Here is a 19,963-nt window from a genome sequence, read left to right as displayed (position 1 = left end):
TGGGGTGGCGTCAATACCTTTGCTTCCGGGCCCGGACGGGCGGCGGGTCTACGTTGCCCTGGGGGATTCGTTCACCGAGGGCGTGGGGGACCGCAGCAAGCGGCTGCCCAACGGGGTCCGCGGCTGGGCGGACCGGGTTGCGGAAAAGCTGGCGAAGGCCCAGCCGGGCTGGGAGTACGCCAACCTCGCCATCAGGAGCAAGCGGCTGCGGCACATCATTGCCGAGCAACTGGAACCGGCTCTGGCCATGAAGCCGACCCTGGTGACCTTGTATGCCGGCGGCAACGACATCCTGGACTTCGGCACGGACATCCAGGACCTCATGGATGACTACGAATACCTGGTGGCCAAGCTGGCGGCCACCGGCGCCACGGTGGTGCTCTTCACCGGGTTCGACGTCAAGGTCTCGGTGCTGCTGGAGCCGCTGAAAAGGCGCAACACCCTGTACAACCGGCGGGTCCGGGAGCTGGCCGCCTGGTACGGCGCGGTGCTGGTGGACTACTGGTGCTTTGACGCCTTCCAGGACCCCCGGATGTGGGGTACGGACCGGCTCCACATGTCCAAGGCCGGCCACAAGTACCTCGCCGCCCAGGTCCTGGACCAGCTCGGCGTGCCGCACAACATCAGCCCCAAAGAATGGGAGCCGCCGGCCCGGCTGGGTCTTCGGGACTGGGAACGGCGGCAGCGGCGCTGGGTGCACGACTGGGTGCTTCCCCTCTTTGGCCGCAAGCTGCGCGGCGTCACGCTGGGGGATGAGCTCGGCCCGCGCTGGCCCGAACCGGTGAAAGTGCCCCGGAAGGGCGGGCTGAAAAAGCTGCTGGCGGGTTGAGCTAGCTGTCCAGCAGGTTCTCGTACCCAGGGGCGACGCGGCTGGCGTGGAACTCCTCGACGTCGAAGTCGGCGACGCCGTTGACGTAGAAGGGGTCCTTGGCCAGTGCGGCGTCCAAATCGGCGCGGTCCGCGTTGGAGAGCAGGAGGCCGCCGGTGCGGGGAATCTTGCGGCCGGCCACCATAAAGACGCCGCGGTCGAAGGCATCCTGCAGCCAGGCGACGTGTGCCGGGAGGTGGAAGTCGACGATCTCGTCAGGCACTTTGTAGGTCAAGGAGACTACGTACATAGCGCCAGCCTACCGCCGGGCCGGGCAGAAGGCCGGAACCAAAACCGGCCCGAAGTTGAATCGTCAAGCATCGAGGCTCCTAGAATGGAGCCATGACCGAACCGCGCTGGCTCAATGCCGACGAACGCCGGGCCTGGCTGGCCCAGCTGAGCATCAACACCCTGCTGCCCGCCGCGCTGGACACGCAACTGCATGCGGCCGGGAAACTCTCGCTGTTCGATTACAACGTCCTGGCCATGCTCTCCGAAGCCGAGGGCCGGTACCTGCCCATGAGCGAACTCGCGGCGCGCACCAGCGCCTCGCTGTCCCGGCTCTCACACGTGGTCACCAAGCTCCAAAACCGTGGCTGGCTGGAACGTCGGCCGCACCCCGGCGACGCCCGGGTCACGACGGCGCACCTCACCGACGCCGGGATGGCCACCATCGAGGGGCTCGCCCCGGGTCATGTCGAAGCGGTCCGCTCGCTGTTCCTGGACGCCCTCGATGCGGACGACGTCGCCGACCTCGCCCGCATCGGCGAAAAGATCGTGTCCCGGCTCGACGCCGGCCACTGGATCCTGCGCGAAAACTAGCTTCCGGTTGGGCCTCTTGGTTGCTCTCAGCAACAGATGGCAGACTGAATCCATGGATTTCACAGCCCGCTACGTTGCCCTCGGAGACTCCTTCACAGAAGGCGTCGGCGACGACGACCCGGCCCGCCCGAACGGCGTGCGGGGCTGGGCGGACCGCGTCGCCGAGCAGCTGGCCGCGGCCGACCCCGGCTTCGGCTACGCCAACCTCGCCATCCGCGGACGGAAGCTCCGCCAGATCATGACCGAACAGGTGGACGCCGCCGTCGCGCTTAAACCCACCCTGGTGACCATCTACGCCGGCGCCAATGACATCCTCCGTCCCAAGATCGACATCGATGACCTGCTGGTGGAGTACGACGCCGGCATCCGCAAACTGAAGGCCACCGGCGCTACCGTCGTAATGTTCACCGGCTTCGACGCCCGAGGCTCCAAGGTCTTCGGCACCATGCGCGGCCGCACCGCCATCTACAACGAGCTGGTTCGCGGCATTGCCGGAGACCACGATGCGCTGCTGGTGGACTACTGGCGGTTCAGCGAGTACTACGACTGGGGCATGTGGGCCACCGACCGCATGCACATGTCCGCCGCCGGCCACGCCAACATGGCCAAGCGCGTCCTGACCGTGCTGGAGCATAACCACTCGATCGACATCCCGCCGATGACGCCGGTTCCGGAACTCAGCCGCTCCGAGGCGCTCCGCGCGAACGCCCGCTGGGTCCGCGAGTTCGCCGGTCCCTGGGTGATGCGCCGGGTCACCGGCAAGTCCTCCGGCGACGGCCTCTCGCCGCGGTATCCTCAGCTCACCCGCCTCTAGCACTACGCCTTCCAGCCCGATGCAAGGAGCAGCACCAGGATGAACAGCAGCCCCCTCGCCTTCCCAGCCGGCTTCCTGTGGGGGGCTGCCACCGCGGCGTACCAGATCGAAGGCGCCGCCCGCGAGGGAGGCCGCGGGGAGTCCATCTGGGATGTCTTTTGCCGAGTGCCCGGGGCGGTCGCAGATGCCCACAACGGCGACGTCGCCTGCGACCACTACCACCGCTCGGCCCAGGACGTCCGGCTGATGCAGGACCTGAACCTCGCGGCCTACCGCTTCTCCATCTCCTGGGCCCGCTGCATGCCCGATGGCGTGACGCCGAATCCGGAAGGCATCGCGTTCTACTCGCGGCTGGTCGACCAGCTGCTCGCCGCGGGCATCACCCCCTGGGTCACGCTCTACCACTGGGACCTGCCGCAGGCCCTGGAGGACAAGGGCGGCTGGGCCGCGCGGGAAACTGCCGAGCGTTTCGCGGACTATGCCGCGGTGATGCACGAGGCGCTCGGCGACCGGGTCCGAATCTGGACCACACTCAACGAGCCCTGGGTCTCTGCGTTCCTCGGCTACGCCGCCGGGATCCATGCCCCGGGAAGGCGCGACCCGGCAGCGGCGCTCGCCGGGGTCCACCACCTGCTGCTGGGCCACGGCCTGGCCGTCCGCGAGCTCCGCCGGCGAGATCCCGGCGCGACCCTGGGCATCACATTGAACCTCACGGTGGCCGATCCGGCGGACCCGGCCCGGGAAGGGGACGTAGACGCGGCCCGCCGGGTTGACGGCCAGTCCAACCGGCTCTTCCTGGACCCGCTTTTTCGCGGCGAGTATCCGGCCGACGTGCTCGCCGACGTGGCCCACCTCGGCATGGCCGACGTCGTCCGGCCGGGGGACCTGGACATCATTTCCGAGCCCGTCGACCTGCTGGGAGTCAACTACTACCACGGGGATGCTTTCACCACGGATCCGGAGCAGGGACCGGCCAGGCCGGCCGGAGATCCGGCCTCACCCTTGGTAGCGGCCGACGGCGTCCGGCAGGTCCCCCGCGGCCTCCCCGTCACCGGGATGGGATGGGAGGTCCAGCCCGAGGGTCTGCGCCGGTTGCTGAACCGGCTGCAGCGCGACTACACCGGGCCGGCCGGGATCCCGATTTACATTACGGAAAACGGTGCTGCCTTCGAGGACGTTCCCGACGCCGAGGGGTTCGTGGATGACCGGGCGCGGCTGGAGTTTTTCGATGCGCACCTGCGGGCACTGCACGAGTCGCTGGCGGACGGTGTGGACGTCCGCGGATACTTCGCCTGGTCCCTGCTGGACAACTTCGAATGGGCGTTCGGTTATTACCAGCGCTTCGGGCTGGTCCGGGTCGACTACGAAACGCAGCGCCGGATTCCCAAGGCGAGCGGACTCTGGTACTCCCGTGTCGCCGCCTCGAACACGGTGCCCGCAGTGGAGCAGGAGCAGGACCGGCAGTAGCGGCGGCAGCGGCAGGAGGGGCAAGTGCAGCGGCCCCGGGCGGAGGGCGGCGTCGTCGTGCCTGGCTAGGCGCGGAACCCCGGCGTCGCGAGGATGCCCCCGCCAGTCCGGACGGCCAGCACCTCAACGGCCCAGCCGCTGGTTGCGCGGTTGAGCATTGGGACGCCCCCCGCCATGACGGCCGTCGCGAGCACGTCGGCGGTGACAATATCAGCGGCGGCGACCGAGACCTGAAGGAATTCGCTGGCCCCCGACCCGCGGGTCCAGATGTGGTCGCCGCGTTCGGCGGAGCCGGAGGTGGCCAGGGCAACAAATCCGGTGCCGCCGCCCAGCGGAAACGCCGCAATCAGGTTCCTGCGGTCCTGCGGATCGACAATCCCGGCCTGCCAGGACGCGCGGCTGCCCGCGATGGGCGAACCGGCCACCAGCACATCGCCGCCGGCGTTCAGACACCAGTCACCAAGCCCCAGCGAATGCAGCGCGGCTCCTGCTTCCTTGATCGAGAACCCTTTCACCAGCCCCGACAGGTCCGGCACACCGTCCGGCCGTTCCGGCGTGAACGCACCCTCGGTGAGCAGACGCCATTCGGCGGCTTCGGCGTACCGTTCCCGGAACTCCTGCGAGGCCGCGCGCAGCGACAGATCCCCGCGCGCAAGCCTGCTGGCCTCGGACTCGGGCCGATAGAGGCTGAAGCGGGCGTCCAGTTCCAGGAACCGCCGTTCGACGACGCCGGCGGCTTCCGCCAGTGCGGCCTCTGCCGCGGGGGACCGGTCCCCGGTCGCGGCCGGGACGGTGAGGCTGACGACGGTCCCCATGGACCGGAAGGTTTTGGCCGCCAGGTCCGGCCGCCCCAGCTCAGAGGTGGGCTGCATCGAGGGCTGCCTGGAGCGAGGTCAGGTAAGCGTCACTGGTGACGGTGGCGCCGCTGATGGTCTGCACGTTGGCTGACTGGGCCTGGAGGACCTCCTCGCGCAGCAGGGGTGCGGCGTAGTTGCTGATTTGCACCGACCGTCCGCCGTCATCCGTGAGTTGGAGGGCGGTGACATCGGAGATGGTGCCGCCGCTGACGGTGATCTGCACCTGGACAGGGCCGAAGCGCGTCTGCACGACGTCGCCGGCATAGCTGCCGCCGGCCTTCGCCGCCGCTCCGCTGGATCCGGAGGTGCCTGACGAACCGGTGGTTCCGGTGGTTCCGGAGGACTGCGCCGAACTCCCGGCGGAACCACTGGTCCCCGAGCCGGTGGAGCCTGCTCCGGCGGAGCCGGTTGTTGTGCCCACGGCGCTGGCAGTGCCGGCCACGTGCGTTCCGGACTGCCAGCCGGCCACGAGGATCCCGACCGAGGCCAGGGTTGCTGAAACTGCTGCACGAATTCTCACCAGTCGAACCTTTCGTAGTGGAGTTGTTCTTCCCGCACGCCGGCCCGGCGTGCGTCATTTAGGACGTTTTGTGCCCAGCCGGCCGGCCCGCAGACGTAGACGTCGGCGTCGGCGATCTTGGGCGCGTAGCTCGCCAGCCGGTAGCCGGCACGCGCCTCCGCTTCCGGCTGCCAGGTCTGGACGCCGCGGGGCCGGCGGCCGGTCAGGTGGAAAAGGGTGGCGCCGCGGCGCCGGCAAAGTTCAAGGACTTCCTCGCCGAGATACAGGCCGGACCGGCTGTGGCCGCGGAGAATCACGGTCGCGTCACCCGGGGCGAAGGGGGTGTTCTCGAGCAGGGCGCGGATGGGGGTGATGCCGATGCCGGCTCCAATCATCACGACGTGCCTCCGGCTGCGGGCCGCGGTACTGAAGAGCCCGTACGGACCTTCGACAGCTACCCGGGTGCCGGGCTTCAACCGGGCCAGGCTCGCGGAACCCCTGCCGAGGTTCCGGACCGTAATCCGCAGGAGGCCGCCGCCGTCGGCGTTAAACTGAAGCGGCTCCGCGGAGAGGCTGAAGGGATGCGGGTGCCACCACTGGCCCGGGGCGAGGAAGCGCCAGATGAAGAACCGTCCGCCGCTTCCGGCCAGCTCGTCGAGGTGCCGGCCCCTCATTTCGACGCTGACCACACCGTGGCCCGCAGCCACCACGCGGCTGACCCGCAGCTGGTGCCGGACGGTGGCGACAATCGGCTCAAGGACGCGGTAGTGCAACAGCGCCGCCCCCGTGGCGATGCACACCGCCAGCCAGTACCAGCGCTGCCAGGTGCCTTCGGCGAACAGGCCTCCGACGCTGAACTGGTGCGGCAGCGAGGTCAGCACGGCGGCATAGGTCAGCAGGTGGACGGCGTACCAGAACTCATAGGGGAACCGGCGGCGGACGGCCACCAGGGAAGTGACGACCACCGCAAGAAACAGCGCAAGGGAGACGAATGCCAGCCACATGTCGGGAACCATGACCCACAGGGCCACCGCCTCACTGAACGGGTCGAGCCCTTCGGCCAGGCCGTAGCCGATGGCGAGCAGCGCGCCGTGCGCCAGGAGCAGGTACAGGGACGGCTTCCCGAGTTTGCGGTGGAATTCGAGGGCGCGGTCATGGCCCACGGCGCCGTCGATGATGGGAAGACGGGCAGCAAGGAGCAGCATGAGCAGCACCAGGTCCATCCCGGCGAGCCCGGCCACGATGCCCACCGCAGTGATCGCCCCGGCCACACTTGAGAAGCCGGCGGCGCCCCCGTCGGCGAGCCACAGAGCCACAGCCCCGGCCAGTGACGCCCAGGCGATCACGGTGAGGAGATCGGCTCGGAGCAGCCGCCTGCGGTACTGCCCCTTGAAGGGATTGCCGCCGACCGGCGCCCGTCGGGTCACGGGCTGCAGGGCAGTCTGGGTAGGTGTGTTCATGGATCCAGAGTCTGCCCATTGCCTATCATTTTGCTGTGAAAGGACTACGTCGCTGATGTGACTTGCCGGCCGCCACGGCGTCGCTGCTTATACACCCTCCGGGCCCGGATTGGTCTTTAATTCGCCAAGCTCGTAGACTTGGTAGGCGCTAGGTGGCGCGGAGCGTGTGCAATTGCTCCGGTTGGCGGATATGGCTGAGAAATCAGGTACCTCCGGTGGCCGGTAGTTAGGGGCTCAAGTTGCGTGCACTCCTGTATTCGCCCAGTATCCCGGCACTTCGCAGTGATTCCCTTGTGGTTATCACCGCCCGGTGCCCGTGACCCATAATCTTCGCCGCAGCTGAGGACTGACGCCGGTTTACCGGCTGTCCGCGAACTGCGGGATGCGCGTGGGAACTGGATGCGGACGCTGCCTGTCGCGCGGTTATGCGGGAACTCCGCCGGCCGTTTCATTTTATTTTCATGAGGAGAGTCGTCATGGCAGCACACTGCCAGGTGACCGGAGCCGAGCCGGGCTTTGGACACAGCATTTCGCACTCGCACCGCCGCAACAAGCGCCGGTTCGATCCGAACATCCAGAAGAAGCGCTACTGGGTTCCGTCCCTGCGCCGTAATGTCACCCTGCAGGTCTCTGCACGTGGCATCAAGACCATCGACGTACGCGGCATTGACGTAGTCGTCGCCGCCATCCTGGCACGAGGAGTGAAGCTCTAGTGGCAAAGGACAAGGACGTACGTCCGATCATCAAGCTCAAGTCGACCGCGGGCACGGGTTACACCTACGTGACGCGCAAGAACCGTCGTAACGACCCGGACCGTATGGTCCTGCGGAAGTACGATCCCAAAATCCGCCAGCACGTCGAATTCCGAGAGGAGCGCTAAACACATGGCTAAGAAGTCAATGATCGCTAAGAACGAACAGCGTAAAGTCATCGTCGAGCGTTACGCTGCAAAGCGCCTCGAACTGAAGAAGGCTCTGGTTGACCCCAACTCAACCGACGAAGCACGCGAAGCCGCACGCCTCGGCCTGCAGAAGCTGCCCCGCAACGCCTCGCCGGTCCGCCTGCGTAACCGCGACATCATCGACGGCCGCCCCCGCGGTACGTTCCAGAAGTTCGGTATCTCCCGTGTTCGCTTCCGCGACATGGCTCACCGCGGTGAGCTCCCGGGCATCACGAAGTCTTCCTGGTAACTCAGTACTCCTGACACCAGTGGCTTGAAGAAGGGCCGGCAACCTTATGGTTGCCGGCCCTTCTTCCGTTTAACCGGTGCTGCGTACCCGGGCCGTCGGCCCTCGGCCCGCGCCGGCCGCCACCTTCGGGTGCCGGCGCTACATGGTTGCCGCGGTGACGGAGCACACACCGGCGACTTTCGACGCCGGACCGGGACTTCCGTGCGCGGCGGCCCGTTTTGGCGCGGATTTCCGGGGGTTATGAGGCCCGGTGGTGCCGGCGGGGGTCGATTTGTTCCGGGTCGGGTTCGTGTGTAAAGTAGTTCGAGTCGCCGCCGCTGAAGCGGAAAGATAGCGACCGACCCCCTGATAAACAGCCTGGAAAATGGCGCGGATATTTGCGCGCTGAATAAGGGCGGGGATCCTGTTCGTGGCATTGGAAATCGCGGAAACGCCCGTTTGCAAAGCGTCACGGACTCGGGTAAGTTTGAAAAGTTGCTCCGGAGCGATCCTGGACCGTTGGGTTTGGGTGGTGCCGGGTGTGTCTGTTGTTTGAGAACTCAATAGTGTGCCAAGTTTGTTGATACCAATTTATTGTATTGAATTGGTTGATTGTGCCGGATCTGCCACCCCGTGGTGGGTCTGGTGTTTTTAGCTGGTTTCAAATTTTGTGCAGCCTGGTTCCGCGTTTTCCCGTGGTTCTTTGGTTGTGTCTGTTTTTCTTCAACGGAGAGTTTGATCCTGGCTCAGGATGAACGCTGGCGGCGTGCTTAACACATGCAAGTCGAACGATGATCCCAGCTTGCTGGGGGATTAGTGGCGAACGGGTGAGTAACACGTGAGTAACCTGCCCTTAACTCTGGGATAAGCCTGGGAAACTGGGTCTAATACCGGATATGACTCCTCATCGCATGGTGGGGGGTGGAAAGCTTTATTGTGGTTTTGGATGGACTCGCGGCCTATCAGCTTGTTGGTGAGGTAATGGCTCACCAAGGCGACGACGGGTAGCCGGCCTGAGAGGGTGACCGGCCACACTGGGACTGAGACACGGCCCAGACTCCTACGGGAGGCAGCAGTGGGGAATATTGCACAATGGGCGCAAGCCTGATGCAGCGACGCCGCGTGAGGGATGACGGCCTTCGGGTTGTAAACCTCTTTCAGTAGGGAAGAAGCGAAAGTGACGGTACCTGCAGAAGAAGCGCCGGCTAACTACGTGCCAGCAGCCGCGGTAATACGTAGGGCGCAAGCGTTATCCGGAATTATTGGGCGTAAAGAGCTCGTAGGCGGTTTGTCGCGTCTGCCGTGAAAGTCCGGGGCTCAACTCCGGATCTGCGGTGGGTACGGGCAGACTAGAGTGATGTAGGGGAGACTGGAATTCCTGGTGTAGCGGTGAAATGCGCAGATATCAGGAGGAACACCGATGGCGAAGGCAGGTCTCTGGGCATTAACTGACGCTGAGGAGCGAAAGCATGGGGAGCGAACAGGATTAGATACCCTGGTAGTCCATGCCGTAAACGTTGGGCACTAGGTGTGGGGGACATTCCACGTTTTCCGCGCCGTAGCTAACGCATTAAGTGCCCCGCCTGGGGAGTACGGCCGCAAGGCTAAAACTCAAAGGAATTGACGGGGGCCCGCACAAGCGGCGGAGCATGCGGATTAATTCGATGCAACGCGAAGAACCTTACCAAGGCTTGACATGGACCGGACCGGGCTGGAAACAGTCCTTCCCCTTTGGGGCCGGTTCACAGGTGGTGCATGGTTGTCGTCAGCTCGTGTCGTGAGATGTTGGGTTAAGTCCCGCAACGAGCGCAACCCTCGTTCCATGTTGCCAGCGCGTAATGGCGGGGACTCATGGGAGACTGCCGGGGTCAACTCGGAGGAAGGTGGGGACGACGTCAAATCATCATGCCCCTTATGTCTTGGGCTTCACGCATGCTACAATGGCCGGTACAAAGGGTTGCGATACTGTGAGGTGGAGCTAATCCCAAAAAGCCGGTCTCAGTTCGGATTGGGGTCTGCAACTCGACCCCATGAAGTCGGAGTCGCTAGTAATCGCAGATCAGCAACGCTGCGGTGAATACGTTCCCGGGCCTTGTACACACCGCCCGTCAAGTCACGAAAGTTGGTAACACCCGAAGCCGGTGGCCTAACCCCTTGTGGGAGGGAGCTGTCGAAGGTGGGACTGGCGATTGGGACTAAGTCGTAACAAGGTAGCCGTACCGGAAGGTGCGGCTGGATCACCTCCTTTCTAAGGAGCACCTACAACAACCCCGCCGGGCGTTATGCCTGTGTGGTGGTGTTGTCAGGAGTACGCCCGTTGCGCAGACGATTGTTCTGCGGCGGGTGCTCACGGGTGGAATATCAACAAATAGCGGCCGCATGGTTTTGTCCTTGCCCAGTACGGATGTGCTGCTCTCTTGTGGAGCAGGGTGTCCTGGAACGGCGGGGGCGGGACGCAGGCGGTTTAGTGTTTGGCACACTGTTGGGTCCTGAGACAACAGGACCATGGCTTGCGCGTTCTTCTCCTTTCGGGGGGTTGGGGGTGCGGGGTGTGGGACTTGTGTTTCTGGTTTCCCGGCTGCGACGTTTCATGCACTGTTTGGTCCCTTCGGGGGTTGGGTGTGTGGGGTGTGTGGTACGGGGTTGTTGTTTGAGAACTACATAGTGGACGCGAGCATCTTTTATAAGAAGCAATTTCCAAGAAATATGAACCTGGATCTGGCTGCGCGTGATGGTGTCACCCTTTTGGGGTGGTGTTGTTGGGTGTGGGGTTGGTTTCATGGTTCTCTCGAAATTACTCCTTGATCTTTTGTGGTCAAGTTTTTAAGAGCACACGGTGGATGCCTTGGCATTAGGAGCCGAAGAAGGACGTAGGAATCTGCGATAAGCCTGGGGGAGTCGATAACCGGACTGTGATCCCAGGGTGTCCGAATGGGGAAACCCCGCCAGGGACGCGAGTTGCCTGGTGACCCGCATCTGAACACATAGGGTGCGTGGAGGGAACGCGGGGAAGTGAAACATCTCAGTACCCGCAGGAAGAGAAAACAATAGTGATTCCGTTAGTAGTGGCGAGCGAACGCGGATCAGGCTAAACCGTTCCATGTGTGATAGCCGGCGGGCGTTGCATGGTCGGGGTTGTGGGACTTTCCGTTCTGTCTCTGCCGGGACAGTGGGGTGAGAGCATGTGCATAGGTGAACGGTCTTGAAAGGCCGGCCAGAGAGGGTGTGAGCCCCGTAACCGAAATGTAGTGTGCCGCCTGGGAAGTATCCCAAGTAGCACGGGGCCCGAGAAATCCCGTGCGAATCTGTCAGGACCACCTGATAAGCCTAAATACTCCCTAATGACCGATAGCGGACCAGTACCGTGAGGGAAAGGTGAAAAGTACCCCGGGAGGGGAGTGAAACAGTACCTGAAACCGTGTGCTTACAATCCGTCGGAGCCTCCGCAGCTTGCTGTGTTGGGGTGACGGCGTGCCTTTTGAAGAATGAGCCTGCGAGTTAGTGTTACGTCGCGAGGTTAACCCGTGTGGGGAAGCCGTAGCGAAAGCGAGTCTGAACAGGGCGTTGCAGTGGCGTGATCTAGACCCGAAGCGAAGTGATCTACCCATGGCCAGGTTGAAGCGACGGTAAGACGTCGTGGAGGACCGAACCCACTTCAGTTGAAAATGGAGGGGATGAGCTGTGGGTAGGGGTGAAAGGCCAATCAAACTTCGTGATAGCTGGTTCTCCCCGAAATGCATTTAGGTGCAGCGTTGCGTGTTTCTTACCGGAGGTAGAGCTACTGGATGGCTAATGGGCCCTACAAGGTTACTGACGTCAGCCAAACTCCGAATGCCGGTAAGTGAGAGCGCAGCAGTGAGACTGTGGGGGATAAGCTTCATAGTCGAGAGGGAAACAGCCCAGACCACCAACTAAGGCCCCTAAGCGTGTGCTAAGTGGGAAAGGATGTGGAGTTGCGAAGACAACCAGGAGGTTGGCTTAGAAGCAGCCATCCTTAAAAGAGTGCGTAATAGCTCACTGGTCAAGTGATTCCGCGCCGACAATGTAGCGGGGCTCAAGTACACCGCCGAAGTTGTGGCATTCAGATATTAGCTAAGCCCTTGTGGTTCAGGCGTCTGGATGGGTAGGGGAGCGTCGTGTGGGCAGTGAAGTCGCGGTGTAAACCAGCGGTGGAGCCTACACGAGTGAGAATGCAGGCATGAGTAGCGAAAGACGGGTGAGAAACCCGTCCGCCGAATGATCAAGGGTTCCAGGGTCAAGCTAATCTGCCCTGGGTAAGTCGGGACCTAAGGCGAGGCCGACAGGCGTAGTCGATGGACAACGGGTTGATATTCCCGTACCGGCGAAAAACCGCCCATGCTGAACAGGGGATACTAACCGCCCGAGACCTGCCCGATCACCCTTGTGGTGTGAGGGTTTTGGTGGAGCGCGGGACCGAAACCTGGGAGGCAAGCGTATTAACAGGTGTGACGCAGGAAGGTAGCCGAGCCGGGCGATGGTTGTCCCGGTCTAAGGATGTAGGGCGAACGGTAGGCAAATCCGCCGTTCATGATGCCTGAGACCCGACGGGACCCCCGTATGGGGGGATTCGGTGATCCTATGCTGCCTAGAAAAGCATCGACGCGAGGTTTTAGCCGCCCGTACCCCAAACCGACACAGGTGATCAGGTAGAGAATACTAAGGCGATCGAGAGAATTATGGTTAAGGAACTCGGCAAAATGCCCCCGTAACTTCGGGAGAAGGGGGGCCCCCATCGTGATGGACACAAGCTGTCCGGAGCGTGCAGGGGCCGCAGAGACCAGGGGGAAGCGACTGTTTACTAAAAACACAGGTCCGTGCGAAGTCGCAAGACGATGTATACGGACTGACTCCTGCCCGGTGCTGGAAGGTTAAGAGGACCGGTTAGCCGCAAGGCGAAGCTGAGAATTTAAGCCCCAGTAAACGGCGGTGGTAACTATAACCATCCTAAGGTAGCGAAATTCCTTGTCGGGTAAGTTCCGACCTGCACGAATGGAGTAACGACTTCCCCGCTGTCTCAACCATAAACTCGGCGAAATTGCAGTACGAGTAAAGATGCTCGTTACGCGCAGCAGGACGGAAAGACCCCGAGACCTTTACTATAGTTTGGTATTGGTGTTCGGAGTGGCTTGTGTAGGATAGGTGGGAGACGTTGAAGCCCGGACGCCAGTTCGGGTGGAGTCATCGTTGAAATACCACTCTGGTCACTTTGGACATCTAACTTCGGCCCGTAATCCGGGTCAGGGACAGTGCCTGATGGGTAGTTTAACTGGGGCGGTTGCCTCCTAAAAAGTAACGGAGGCGCCCAAAGGTTCCCTCAGCCTGGTTGGCAATCAGGTGTCGAGTGTAAGTGCACAAGGGAGCTTGACTGTGAGAGAGACATCTCGAGCAGGGACGAAAGTCGGGACTAGTGATCCGGCGGTACATTGTGGAATGGCCGTCGCTCAACGGATAAAAGGTACCTCGGGGATAACAGGCTGATCTTGCCCAAGAGTCCATATCGACGGCATGGTTTGGCACCTCGATGTCGGCTCGTCGCATCCTGGGGCTGGAGTAGGTCCCAAGGGTTGGGCTGTTCGCCCATTAAAGCGGTACGCGAGCTGGGTTTAGAACGTCGTGAGACAGTTCGGTCCCTATCCGCTGCGCGCGCAGGAAATTTGAGAAGGGCTGTCCTTAGTACGAGAGGACCGGGACGGACGAACCTCTGGTGTGTCAGTTGTACTGCCAAGTGCACCGCTGATTAGCTACGTTCGGATGGGATAACCGCTGAAAGCATCTAAGCGGGAAGCTCGCTTCGAGATGAGATTTCCATACACCTTGTGTGTGAGAGGCCCCCAGCCAGACCACTGGGTTGATAGGCCGGATGTGGAAGCGAGGACTAACGACTCGTGAAGCTGACCGGTACTAATAGGCCGATAACTTACACCACACACCCCTCTTCGTGAACGGATTCAAAAGACGTTCACACCACGAAGAAGGGTACAAAGAAACAAGACTGCTTGCGTCCACTATGTGGTTCCCAAACAACAAACCCGCCACGGGCACGTTGATCCAGGGAACCAAAACTGAATACAACACCACATGTTGTAACCACACAGATTTCCCACCCACGGTCCCTTCACAGGCCCGGGGTGCGGAGCAAGGGTTACGGCGGTCATAGCGTGGGGGAAACGCCCGGTCCCATTCCGAACCCGGAAGCTAAGACCCACAGCGCCGATGGTACTGCACCCGGGAGGGTGTGGGAGAGTAGGTCACCGCCGGACAACCATTACAGCCAGGCCCCGACACCACGTGTCGGGGCCTGAGCTCTTTAACACCCAAACCCGAAACCCTCCCGCAGATCCTCCCGGTATATCAACGACGCTCCCGCACAAGAGGCTGCTAAAACGAGAACCCTCCCGCACGACCGGCGCCTAAGGGAAGCCTACCCAGGCGGTTCAGCGCTGGCCTGCCGGCGGCGCCTCCTTCGCTCAGCAATTGCGGGAGAGTCGGGCATAAGCGGTCAAAAGTGCGGGAGCGTCGGTGAGTTGCTGGCCACGTCTGCGGGAGCGTTGGGGTAGTACTTGACACGTCTGCGGGAGCGTGAGGAAGTACTTGCCACCGCTGCGGTTGCCGGCATTCGAGTGGGCCGCGAACATCGCCGCGCCTGCCGCTGCTCGCAGGAGGTCCGGCGGTTCCAATACGGCCCGGCCAGCTGACGAAGGCAAGCCCGGCCGTCTCCAGCCGATTGGGGAGCCGGAAGGAAGTGTACGTTTTCCACAACGGAGCCAACGCCGTCCGCAGAGTCAGCGGGGAAATTTGCGTCCGTGCAGGCAGGCGAGGAGCTCTATGGCGAGTCCTCCGACGGCGCCGGCAACCAGTGCCGGGAGCAGGAGCTCGGATGGCGGCCAGGAGAGGATGAAGAAGTCCTGCGCCAGGGGGAGGTTGAACAAGGCAACAAGGGCGACGCTCATCGCCCCCAACACCCCCAGCCGGCCGGCATTGAGCGGCCGGGAGACTACGGCCAGGATCCAGAGCCCCACGATCGAAAGCGTGAGGACGGAGGCAGAACGAACGGCATCCGGCGCCGGCTCGCGGATCACGGCGGCTGTCGCGATTGCGTTGAGCACGAGCAGCGAGCCCGCGACGATGAGCCCCGCCGGCAGGGAGAACCAGAGGGAACGCCGGAGGAATCCAGGTTTGTACCGCCGGGTGTTCGGCATCAGCGCCAGGAAGAACGCCGGGATTCCGATCGTCAGGCCGTCGGTAAAGGACAGCTGCCGGGGGAGGAACGGAAACTGCCACTGCAGCAGCCCGAAGCTGACGGCTATGGCAATCGAGTAGGCCGTCTTGCTGAGGAAGAGACTGGACACGCGTTCTATGTTGGCGATCACTCGCCGGCCCTCTGCCAGCACTTCCGGAAGCCGGTCGAAGCGGCCATCGAGGAGGACCAGTCGTGCCACCGCCTTCGTGGCCGGCGCCGCGGAATCCATGGCAATGCCCAAGTCGGCCGTCTTAAGGGCCAGAGCGTCGTTGACCCCGTCGCCGGTCATGGCCACGGTGTGCCCGAGCCGTTGCAGGGCGGCAACCATGTCCTTCTTCTGGTCGGGGCTGACTCGGCCAAACACCGTGTTGGTCTCCATCACTTGCTCGAGCAGGACGGGGTCCTCGGGCAACGAGCGCGCGTCAAAGCCCTCGCTGACCTCGAGGCCAACGCGGCGTGCAATGGCAGCGACAGTCCGCGGATCATCCCCGGAAATGATCTTCAACTCAACGCCCTCGGCGCGGAAGAAGTCCAGGGTTTCGCGGGCGTCCGTGCGGGGTTGTTCCCGGAACGTCAGGAGGGCAACGGGCCGGAGCCCGTCCGGCAGTGTGGCCGTCTTGCCGGACCCCGGCAGCCCGTCCGCCCCGGCCAGGAGCAGCGTCCGAAGACCGGCGCCGGCCAGCTCGCCGGCTTGCGCCAGCACACCGGCGTGTCCGGAGGCCAGGGCCCGGGACGGGGCGCCGGGGGAATCCGCCTCCGACCGGAAGGCTGGCAGCGGCGGAGTGCGGTTTCCCGGAGCAAGAATCATTTCCGGCGCGCCCAGAATCCACGTGGGGGTTGACCCGTTGCTCCCCCCAAAGGTCACTCCGCTCCACTTCCGGGAAGAGGAGAACGGAACGTACGAGATTGACTGAAATCCGCCGTCGTCCTCAAATGCATCGCCAAGGCTCCGCGCGGTCGTGTTCGCCTCCGGTTCGGCGGCGAACCAGCCGAGGGCCTGCTGCCAGCCCGGATCCGGTGCGCCGGTCAGCTGGTGGACCGCGTCGAACCTGAGTCCTCCCTCGGTCAGGGTGCCGGTTTTGTCCATGCAAAGGACGTCAACGCGAGCGAGCCCTTCGACGGCCGCAAGCTCTTGGATCAACACCTTGTGGCCGGCGAGCCTGAGCCCTCCGACGGCGAACGCGACGCTGGTCAGCAAGACGAGGCCCAACGGCACCATGGCGATGACGCTGGCGATGACCCCTACCAAAGCTTCCGCCCAGCTGCCGGTGGCGATCGCGTTCTGCCAGCCGCCACGTGCCTGCAGCTCGCCGTTCACCACAAGGACTGCGACCGGCAGGATGGCCCAGGCAATCCAGCGGAGCACCCGGTTGAGGCTGTTGCGGATCTCAGAATTCACGAGCGAAAACCTTCGCGCATCAGCCGTGAGACGGCTGGCGAACGACTCGGCACCTACGCGCACCACCCGTGCCTTGCCGTGGCCGGCCACAATGATGGAACCTGACAGCACGTCCGACCCGGTGTCCTTGTTGACGGGATCCGATTCTCCGGTGAGAAGGGACTCATCGGATTCGAGGCCGGCGGCTTCGAGCACTGCAGCGTCCGCGGTCACCTGGTCGCCGGCTCGCAGGACCAGGACATCGTCGCGGACGACGTCGGCGGTTGCGATGTCCCGGATCTGGCCGTCGCGCAGCACCCGGGCACGCGGGGCATCCAGGACGGCGAGCCGGTCCAAGGATCTTTTGGCGCGGAATTCTTGGACGACACCGATTACCGCGTTTCCGAGGGCCGCGAGCCCGAAGAGTGCATCCTGCCAGCGGCCCAGCAGTAGCAACACGAGGAAGCTGGTGCCGACGATTGCGTTGAAGAGCGTCAGGACGTTGGCACGGAAAATCTGCCACAGGCTGCGGCTGGTTTTGTCGGGGACCCGATTGTCGAGCCCGCTCTCGATGCGGGCGGTGACGTCGTGTTGCGAAAGCCCGTTCACAGCCGGCCCGGACACACGCCGATGGGACGGGACTGCTAACTGGCGCCGGCCGTGTGCCCTCACCCCCTGATGGTATCCATAGCAGCGACCTGATAGTGATGGGTCATACAGCCCCTCGCGACGGCGGCTTCGCTGGTGGCCTCGCGATCCCGGCGGTGGTGCGGGACATGCAGGGCCGGTTTGCCGGCAGTTTCAGGGTCGGCTGCCCCGCCCCTGGCGCAGTTCCGAAGCGGGTTTGCGGTTACGGTCGACTGGGTGTATTGTTTTCTAAGTCGCCACGAGGGAGAACAGCGGAAACGCTGAAGGACCGGAGGCGGCCAATCCCCCAAAAAAATTCAAAACCGGGTTCTTTCGGCGCTTCAATCGCTAAAGAATATTGGTGGGGCTGGTTCGTCTGCTGATGTTGGTCCGGGAAGCCGGATTTGCTTCGGAAGACGAGACCGGGTAAGTTTGAAAAGTTGCTCCGGAGCGATCCTGGACCGTTGGGTTTGGGTGGTGCCGGGTGTGTCTGTTGTTTGAGAACTCAATAGTGTGCCAAGTTTGTTGATACCAATTTATTGTATTGAATTGGTTGATTGTGCCGGATCTGCCACCCCGTGGCGGGTCTGGTGTTTTTAGCTGGTTTCAAATTTTGTGCAGCCTGGTTCCGCGTTTTCCCGTGGTTCTTTGGTTGTGTCTGTTTTTCTTCAACGGAGAGTTTGATCCTGGCTCAGGATGAACGCTGGCGGCGTGCTTAACACATGCAAGTCGAACGATGATCCCAGCTTGCTGGGGGATTAGTGGCGAACGGGTGAGTAACACGTGAGTAACCTGCCCTTAACTCTGGGATAAGCCTGGGAAACTGGGTCTAATACCGGATATGACTCCTCATCGCATGGTGGGGGGTGGAAAGCTTTATTGTGGTTTTGGATGGACTCGCGGCCTATCAGCTTGTTGGTGAGGTAATGGCTCACCAAGGCGACGACGGGTAGCCGGCCTGAGAGGGTGACCGGCCACACTGGGACTGAGACACGGCCCAGACTCCTACGGGAGGCAGCAGTGGGGAATATTGCACAATGGGCGCAAGCCTGATGCAGCGACGCCGCGTGAGGGATGACGGCCTTCGGGTTGTAAACCTCTTTCAGTAGGGAAGAAGCGAAAGTGACGGTACCTGCAGAAGAAGCGCCGGCTAACTACGTGCCAGCAGCCGCGGTAATACGTAGGGCGCAAGCGTTATCCGGAATTATTGGGCGTAAAGAGCTCGTAGGCGGTTTGTCGCGTCTGCCGTGAAAGTCCGGGGCTCAACTCCGGATCTGCGGTGGGTACGGGCAGACTAGAGTGATGTAGGGGAGACTGGAATTCCTGGTGTAGCGGTGAAATGCGCAGATATCAGGAGGAACACCGATGGCGAAGGCAGGTCTCTGGGCATTAACTGACGCTGAGGAGCGAAAGCATGGGGAGCGAACAGGATTAGATACCCTGGTAGTCCATGCCGTAAACGTTGGGCACTAGGTGTGGGGGACATTCCACGTTTTCCGCGCCGTAGCTAACGCATTAAGTGCCCCGCCTGGGGAGTACGGCCGCAAGGCTAAAACTCAAAGGAATTGACGGGGGCCCGCACAAGCGGCGGAGCATGCGGATTAATTCGATGCAACGCGAAGAACCTTACCAAGGCTTGACATGGACCGGACCGGGCTGGAAACAGTCCTTCCCCTTTGGGGCCGGTTCACAGGTGGTGCATGGTTGTCGTCAGCTCGTGTCGTGAGATGTTGGGTTAAGTCCCGCAACGAGCGCAACCCTCGTTCCATGTTGCCAGCGCGTAATGGCGGGGACTCATGGGAGACTGCCGGGGTCAACTCGGAGGAAGGTGGGGACGACGTCAAATCATCATGCCCCTTATGTCTTGGGCTTCACGCATGCTACAATGGCCGGTACAAAGGGTTGCGATACTGTGAGGTGGAGCTAATCCCAAAAAGCCGGTCTCAGTTCGGATTGGGGTCTGCAACTCGACCCCATGAAGTCGGAGTCGCTAGTAATCGCAGATCAGCAACGCTGCGGTGAATACGTTCCCGGGCCTTGTACACACCGCCCGTCAAGTCACGAAAGTTGGTAACACCCGAAGCCGGTGGCCTAACCCCTTGTGGGAGGGAGCTGTCGAAGGTGGGACTGGCGATTGGGACTAAGTCGTAACAAGGTAGCCGTACCGGAAGGTGCGGCTGGATCACCTCCTTTCTAAGGAGCACCTACAACAACCCCGCCGGGCGTTATGCCTGTGTGGTGGTGTTGTCAGGAGTACGCCCGTTGCGCAGACGATTGTTCTGCGGCGGGTGCTCACGGGTGGAATATCAACAAATAGCGGCCGCATGGTTTTGTCCTTGCCCAGTACGGATGTGCTGCTCTCTTGTGGAGCAGGGTGTCCTGGAACGGCGGGGGCGGGACGCAGGCGGTTTAGTGTTTGGCACACTGTTGGGTCCTGAGACAACAGGACCATGGCTTGCGCGTTCTTCTCCTTTCGGGGGGTTGGGGGTGCGGGGTGTGGGACTTGTGTTTCTGGTTTCCCGGCTGCGACGAGCATGCACTGTTCGGTCCCTTTTGTGGGGGTCTGGTGTGTGGGGTGTGTGGTACGGGGTTGTTGTTTGAGAACTACATAGTGGACGCGAGCATCTTTTATAAGAAGCAATTTCCAAGAATATGAACCTGGATCTGGCTGCGCGTGATGGTGTCACCCTTTTGGGGTGGTGTTGTTGGGTGTGGTTGGTTTCTGTGGTTCTCTCGAAATT

General features: G+C 62.4%; 12 protein-coding genes and 4 rRNA genes. 11 read left to right on the top strand and 5 right to left on the bottom strand.

Going from position 1 to position 19,963, the window contains the following annotated elements; translation table 11 throughout:
• Window positions 1-4: 4 nt before the first annotated feature.
• Window positions 5-829, top strand: a complete 825-nt coding sequence (locus AC1MBE_RS08695; RefSeq protein WP_479777353.1) for an SGNH/GDSL hydrolase family protein — start codon at window positions 5-7, stop codon at window positions 827-829.
• Window position 830: 1 nt separating this feature from the next.
• Here AC1MBE_RS08695 and AC1MBE_RS08690 read toward each other — a convergent pair whose 3' ends face one another.
• The gene (locus AC1MBE_RS08690; protein ID WP_346958911.1) at window positions 831-1,118 is read right to left on the bottom strand and encodes a YciI family protein; all 288 of its coding nucleotides are present in this window, start codon (window positions 1,116-1,118) and stop codon (window positions 831-833) included.
• Window positions 1,119-1,210: 92 nt separating this feature from the next.
• Between AC1MBE_RS08690 and AC1MBE_RS08685 the strand changes: the two genes are divergently transcribed.
• Genes AC1MBE_RS08685 through AC1MBE_RS08675 form a run of 3 tightly spaced genes read left to right on the top strand, consistent with a single transcriptional unit; the run spans window position 1,211 to window position 3,971 of the window.
• Window positions 1,211-1,690 carry a MarR family winged helix-turn-helix transcriptional regulator gene (locus AC1MBE_RS08685; protein WP_479777351.1) on the top strand — a complete coding sequence of 160 codons (480 nt, stop codon included), beginning with the start codon at window positions 1,211-1,213 and terminating at the stop codon, window positions 1,688-1,690.
• 52 nt (window positions 1,691-1,742) lie between these two features.
• Window positions 1,743-2,504 carry an SGNH/GDSL hydrolase family protein gene (locus tag AC1MBE_RS08680; RefSeq protein WP_479777349.1) on the top strand — a complete coding sequence of 254 codons (762 nt, stop codon included), beginning with the start codon at window positions 1,743-1,745 and terminating at the stop codon, window positions 2,502-2,504.
• Window positions 2,505-2,543: 39 nt separating this feature from the next.
• Window positions 2,544-3,971 carry a GH1 family beta-glucosidase gene (locus AC1MBE_RS08675; RefSeq protein ID WP_479777347.1) on the top strand — a complete coding sequence of 476 codons (1,428 nt, stop codon included), beginning with the start codon at window positions 2,544-2,546 and terminating at the stop codon, window positions 3,969-3,971.
• 65 nt (window positions 3,972-4,036) lie between these two features.
• Here the strand turns inward: AC1MBE_RS08675 and AC1MBE_RS08670 are convergent, their stop codons facing one another.
• Genes AC1MBE_RS08670 through AC1MBE_RS08660 form a run of 3 tightly spaced genes read right to left on the bottom strand, consistent with a single transcriptional unit; the run spans window position 4,037 to window position 6,787 of the window.
• Window positions 4,037-4,843, bottom strand: a complete 807-nt coding sequence (locus AC1MBE_RS08670) for an FAD:protein FMN transferase (RefSeq protein WP_479777345.1) — start codon at window positions 4,841-4,843, stop codon at window positions 4,037-4,039.
• Window positions 4,827-5,348, bottom strand: coding sequence for an FMN-binding protein (locus tag AC1MBE_RS08665; protein ID WP_479777343.1), 522 nt, complete (start codon window positions 5,346-5,348; stop codon window positions 4,827-4,829). Before AC1MBE_RS08665 ends, AC1MBE_RS08670 begins: the two co-directional genes overlap by 17 nt.
• Window positions 5,345-6,787, bottom strand: coding sequence for a ferredoxin reductase family protein (locus tag AC1MBE_RS08660; RefSeq protein WP_479777341.1), 1,443 nt, complete (start codon window positions 6,785-6,787; stop codon window positions 5,345-5,347). The genes AC1MBE_RS08665 and AC1MBE_RS08660 overlap by 4 nt, the downstream gene beginning before the upstream one ends.
• Before the next feature lie 476 nt (window positions 6,788-7,263).
• Between AC1MBE_RS08660 and rpmB the strand changes: the two genes are divergently transcribed.
• From rpmB to rrf, 6 genes are all read left to right on the top strand, one after another.
• Window positions 7,264-7,500: a 50S ribosomal protein L28 gene (gene rpmB, locus AC1MBE_RS08655; RefSeq protein WP_011693744.1), complete on the top strand. Its 237-nt coding sequence runs from the start codon at window positions 7,264-7,266 to the stop codon at window positions 7,498-7,500.
• A complete protein-coding gene (rpmG, locus tag AC1MBE_RS08650) occupies window positions 7,500-7,667 on the top strand; it encodes a 50S ribosomal protein L33 (protein ID WP_056737121.1) in 168 nt (55 codons plus the stop codon). Before rpmB ends, rpmG begins: the two co-directional genes overlap by 1 nt.
• A gap of 4 nt (window positions 7,668-7,671) precedes the next feature.
• The gene (gene rpsN, locus AC1MBE_RS08645; protein WP_043485315.1) at window positions 7,672-7,977 is read left to right on the top strand and encodes a 30S ribosomal protein S14; all 306 of its coding nucleotides are present in this window, start codon (window positions 7,672-7,674) and stop codon (window positions 7,975-7,977) included.
• A 702-nt stretch (window positions 7,978-8,679) separates the two neighbouring features.
• Window positions 8,680-10,204: ribosomal RNA gene (locus AC1MBE_RS08640) — 16S ribosomal RNA — on the top strand.
• Window positions 10,205-10,769: 565 nt separating this feature from the next.
• Window positions 10,770-13,903, top strand: a 23S ribosomal RNA gene (locus tag AC1MBE_RS08635).
• Between the two features lie 217 nt (window positions 13,904-14,120).
• Window positions 14,121-14,237 (top strand): 5S ribosomal RNA (gene rrf / locus AC1MBE_RS08630).
• Together the 16S, 23S and 5S rRNA genes form the textbook arrangement of a ribosomal RNA operon.
• Window positions 14,238-14,759: 522 nt before the next feature.
• On the opposite strand, the gene AC1MBE_RS08625 is transcribed toward rrf, so the two are convergent.
• Window positions 14,760-17,204 carry an HAD-IC family P-type ATPase gene (locus AC1MBE_RS08625; protein WP_479777337.1) on the bottom strand — a complete coding sequence of 815 codons (2,445 nt, stop codon included), beginning with the start codon at window positions 17,202-17,204 and terminating at the stop codon, window positions 14,760-14,762.
• 686 nt (window positions 17,205-17,890) lie between these two features.
• On the opposite strand from AC1MBE_RS08625, the gene AC1MBE_RS08620 reads away from it, so the two are divergent.
• Window positions 17,891-19,415: ribosomal RNA gene (locus tag AC1MBE_RS08620) — 16S ribosomal RNA — on the top strand.
• Window positions 19,416-19,963 lie beyond the last annotated feature (548 nt).

The sequence above is a fragment of the Arthrobacter sp. BG5 genome (assembly GCF_056680155.1).
Note: the sequence above shows the minus strand (reverse complement) of the source record. Positions and strands in the feature narration are given on the sequence as shown.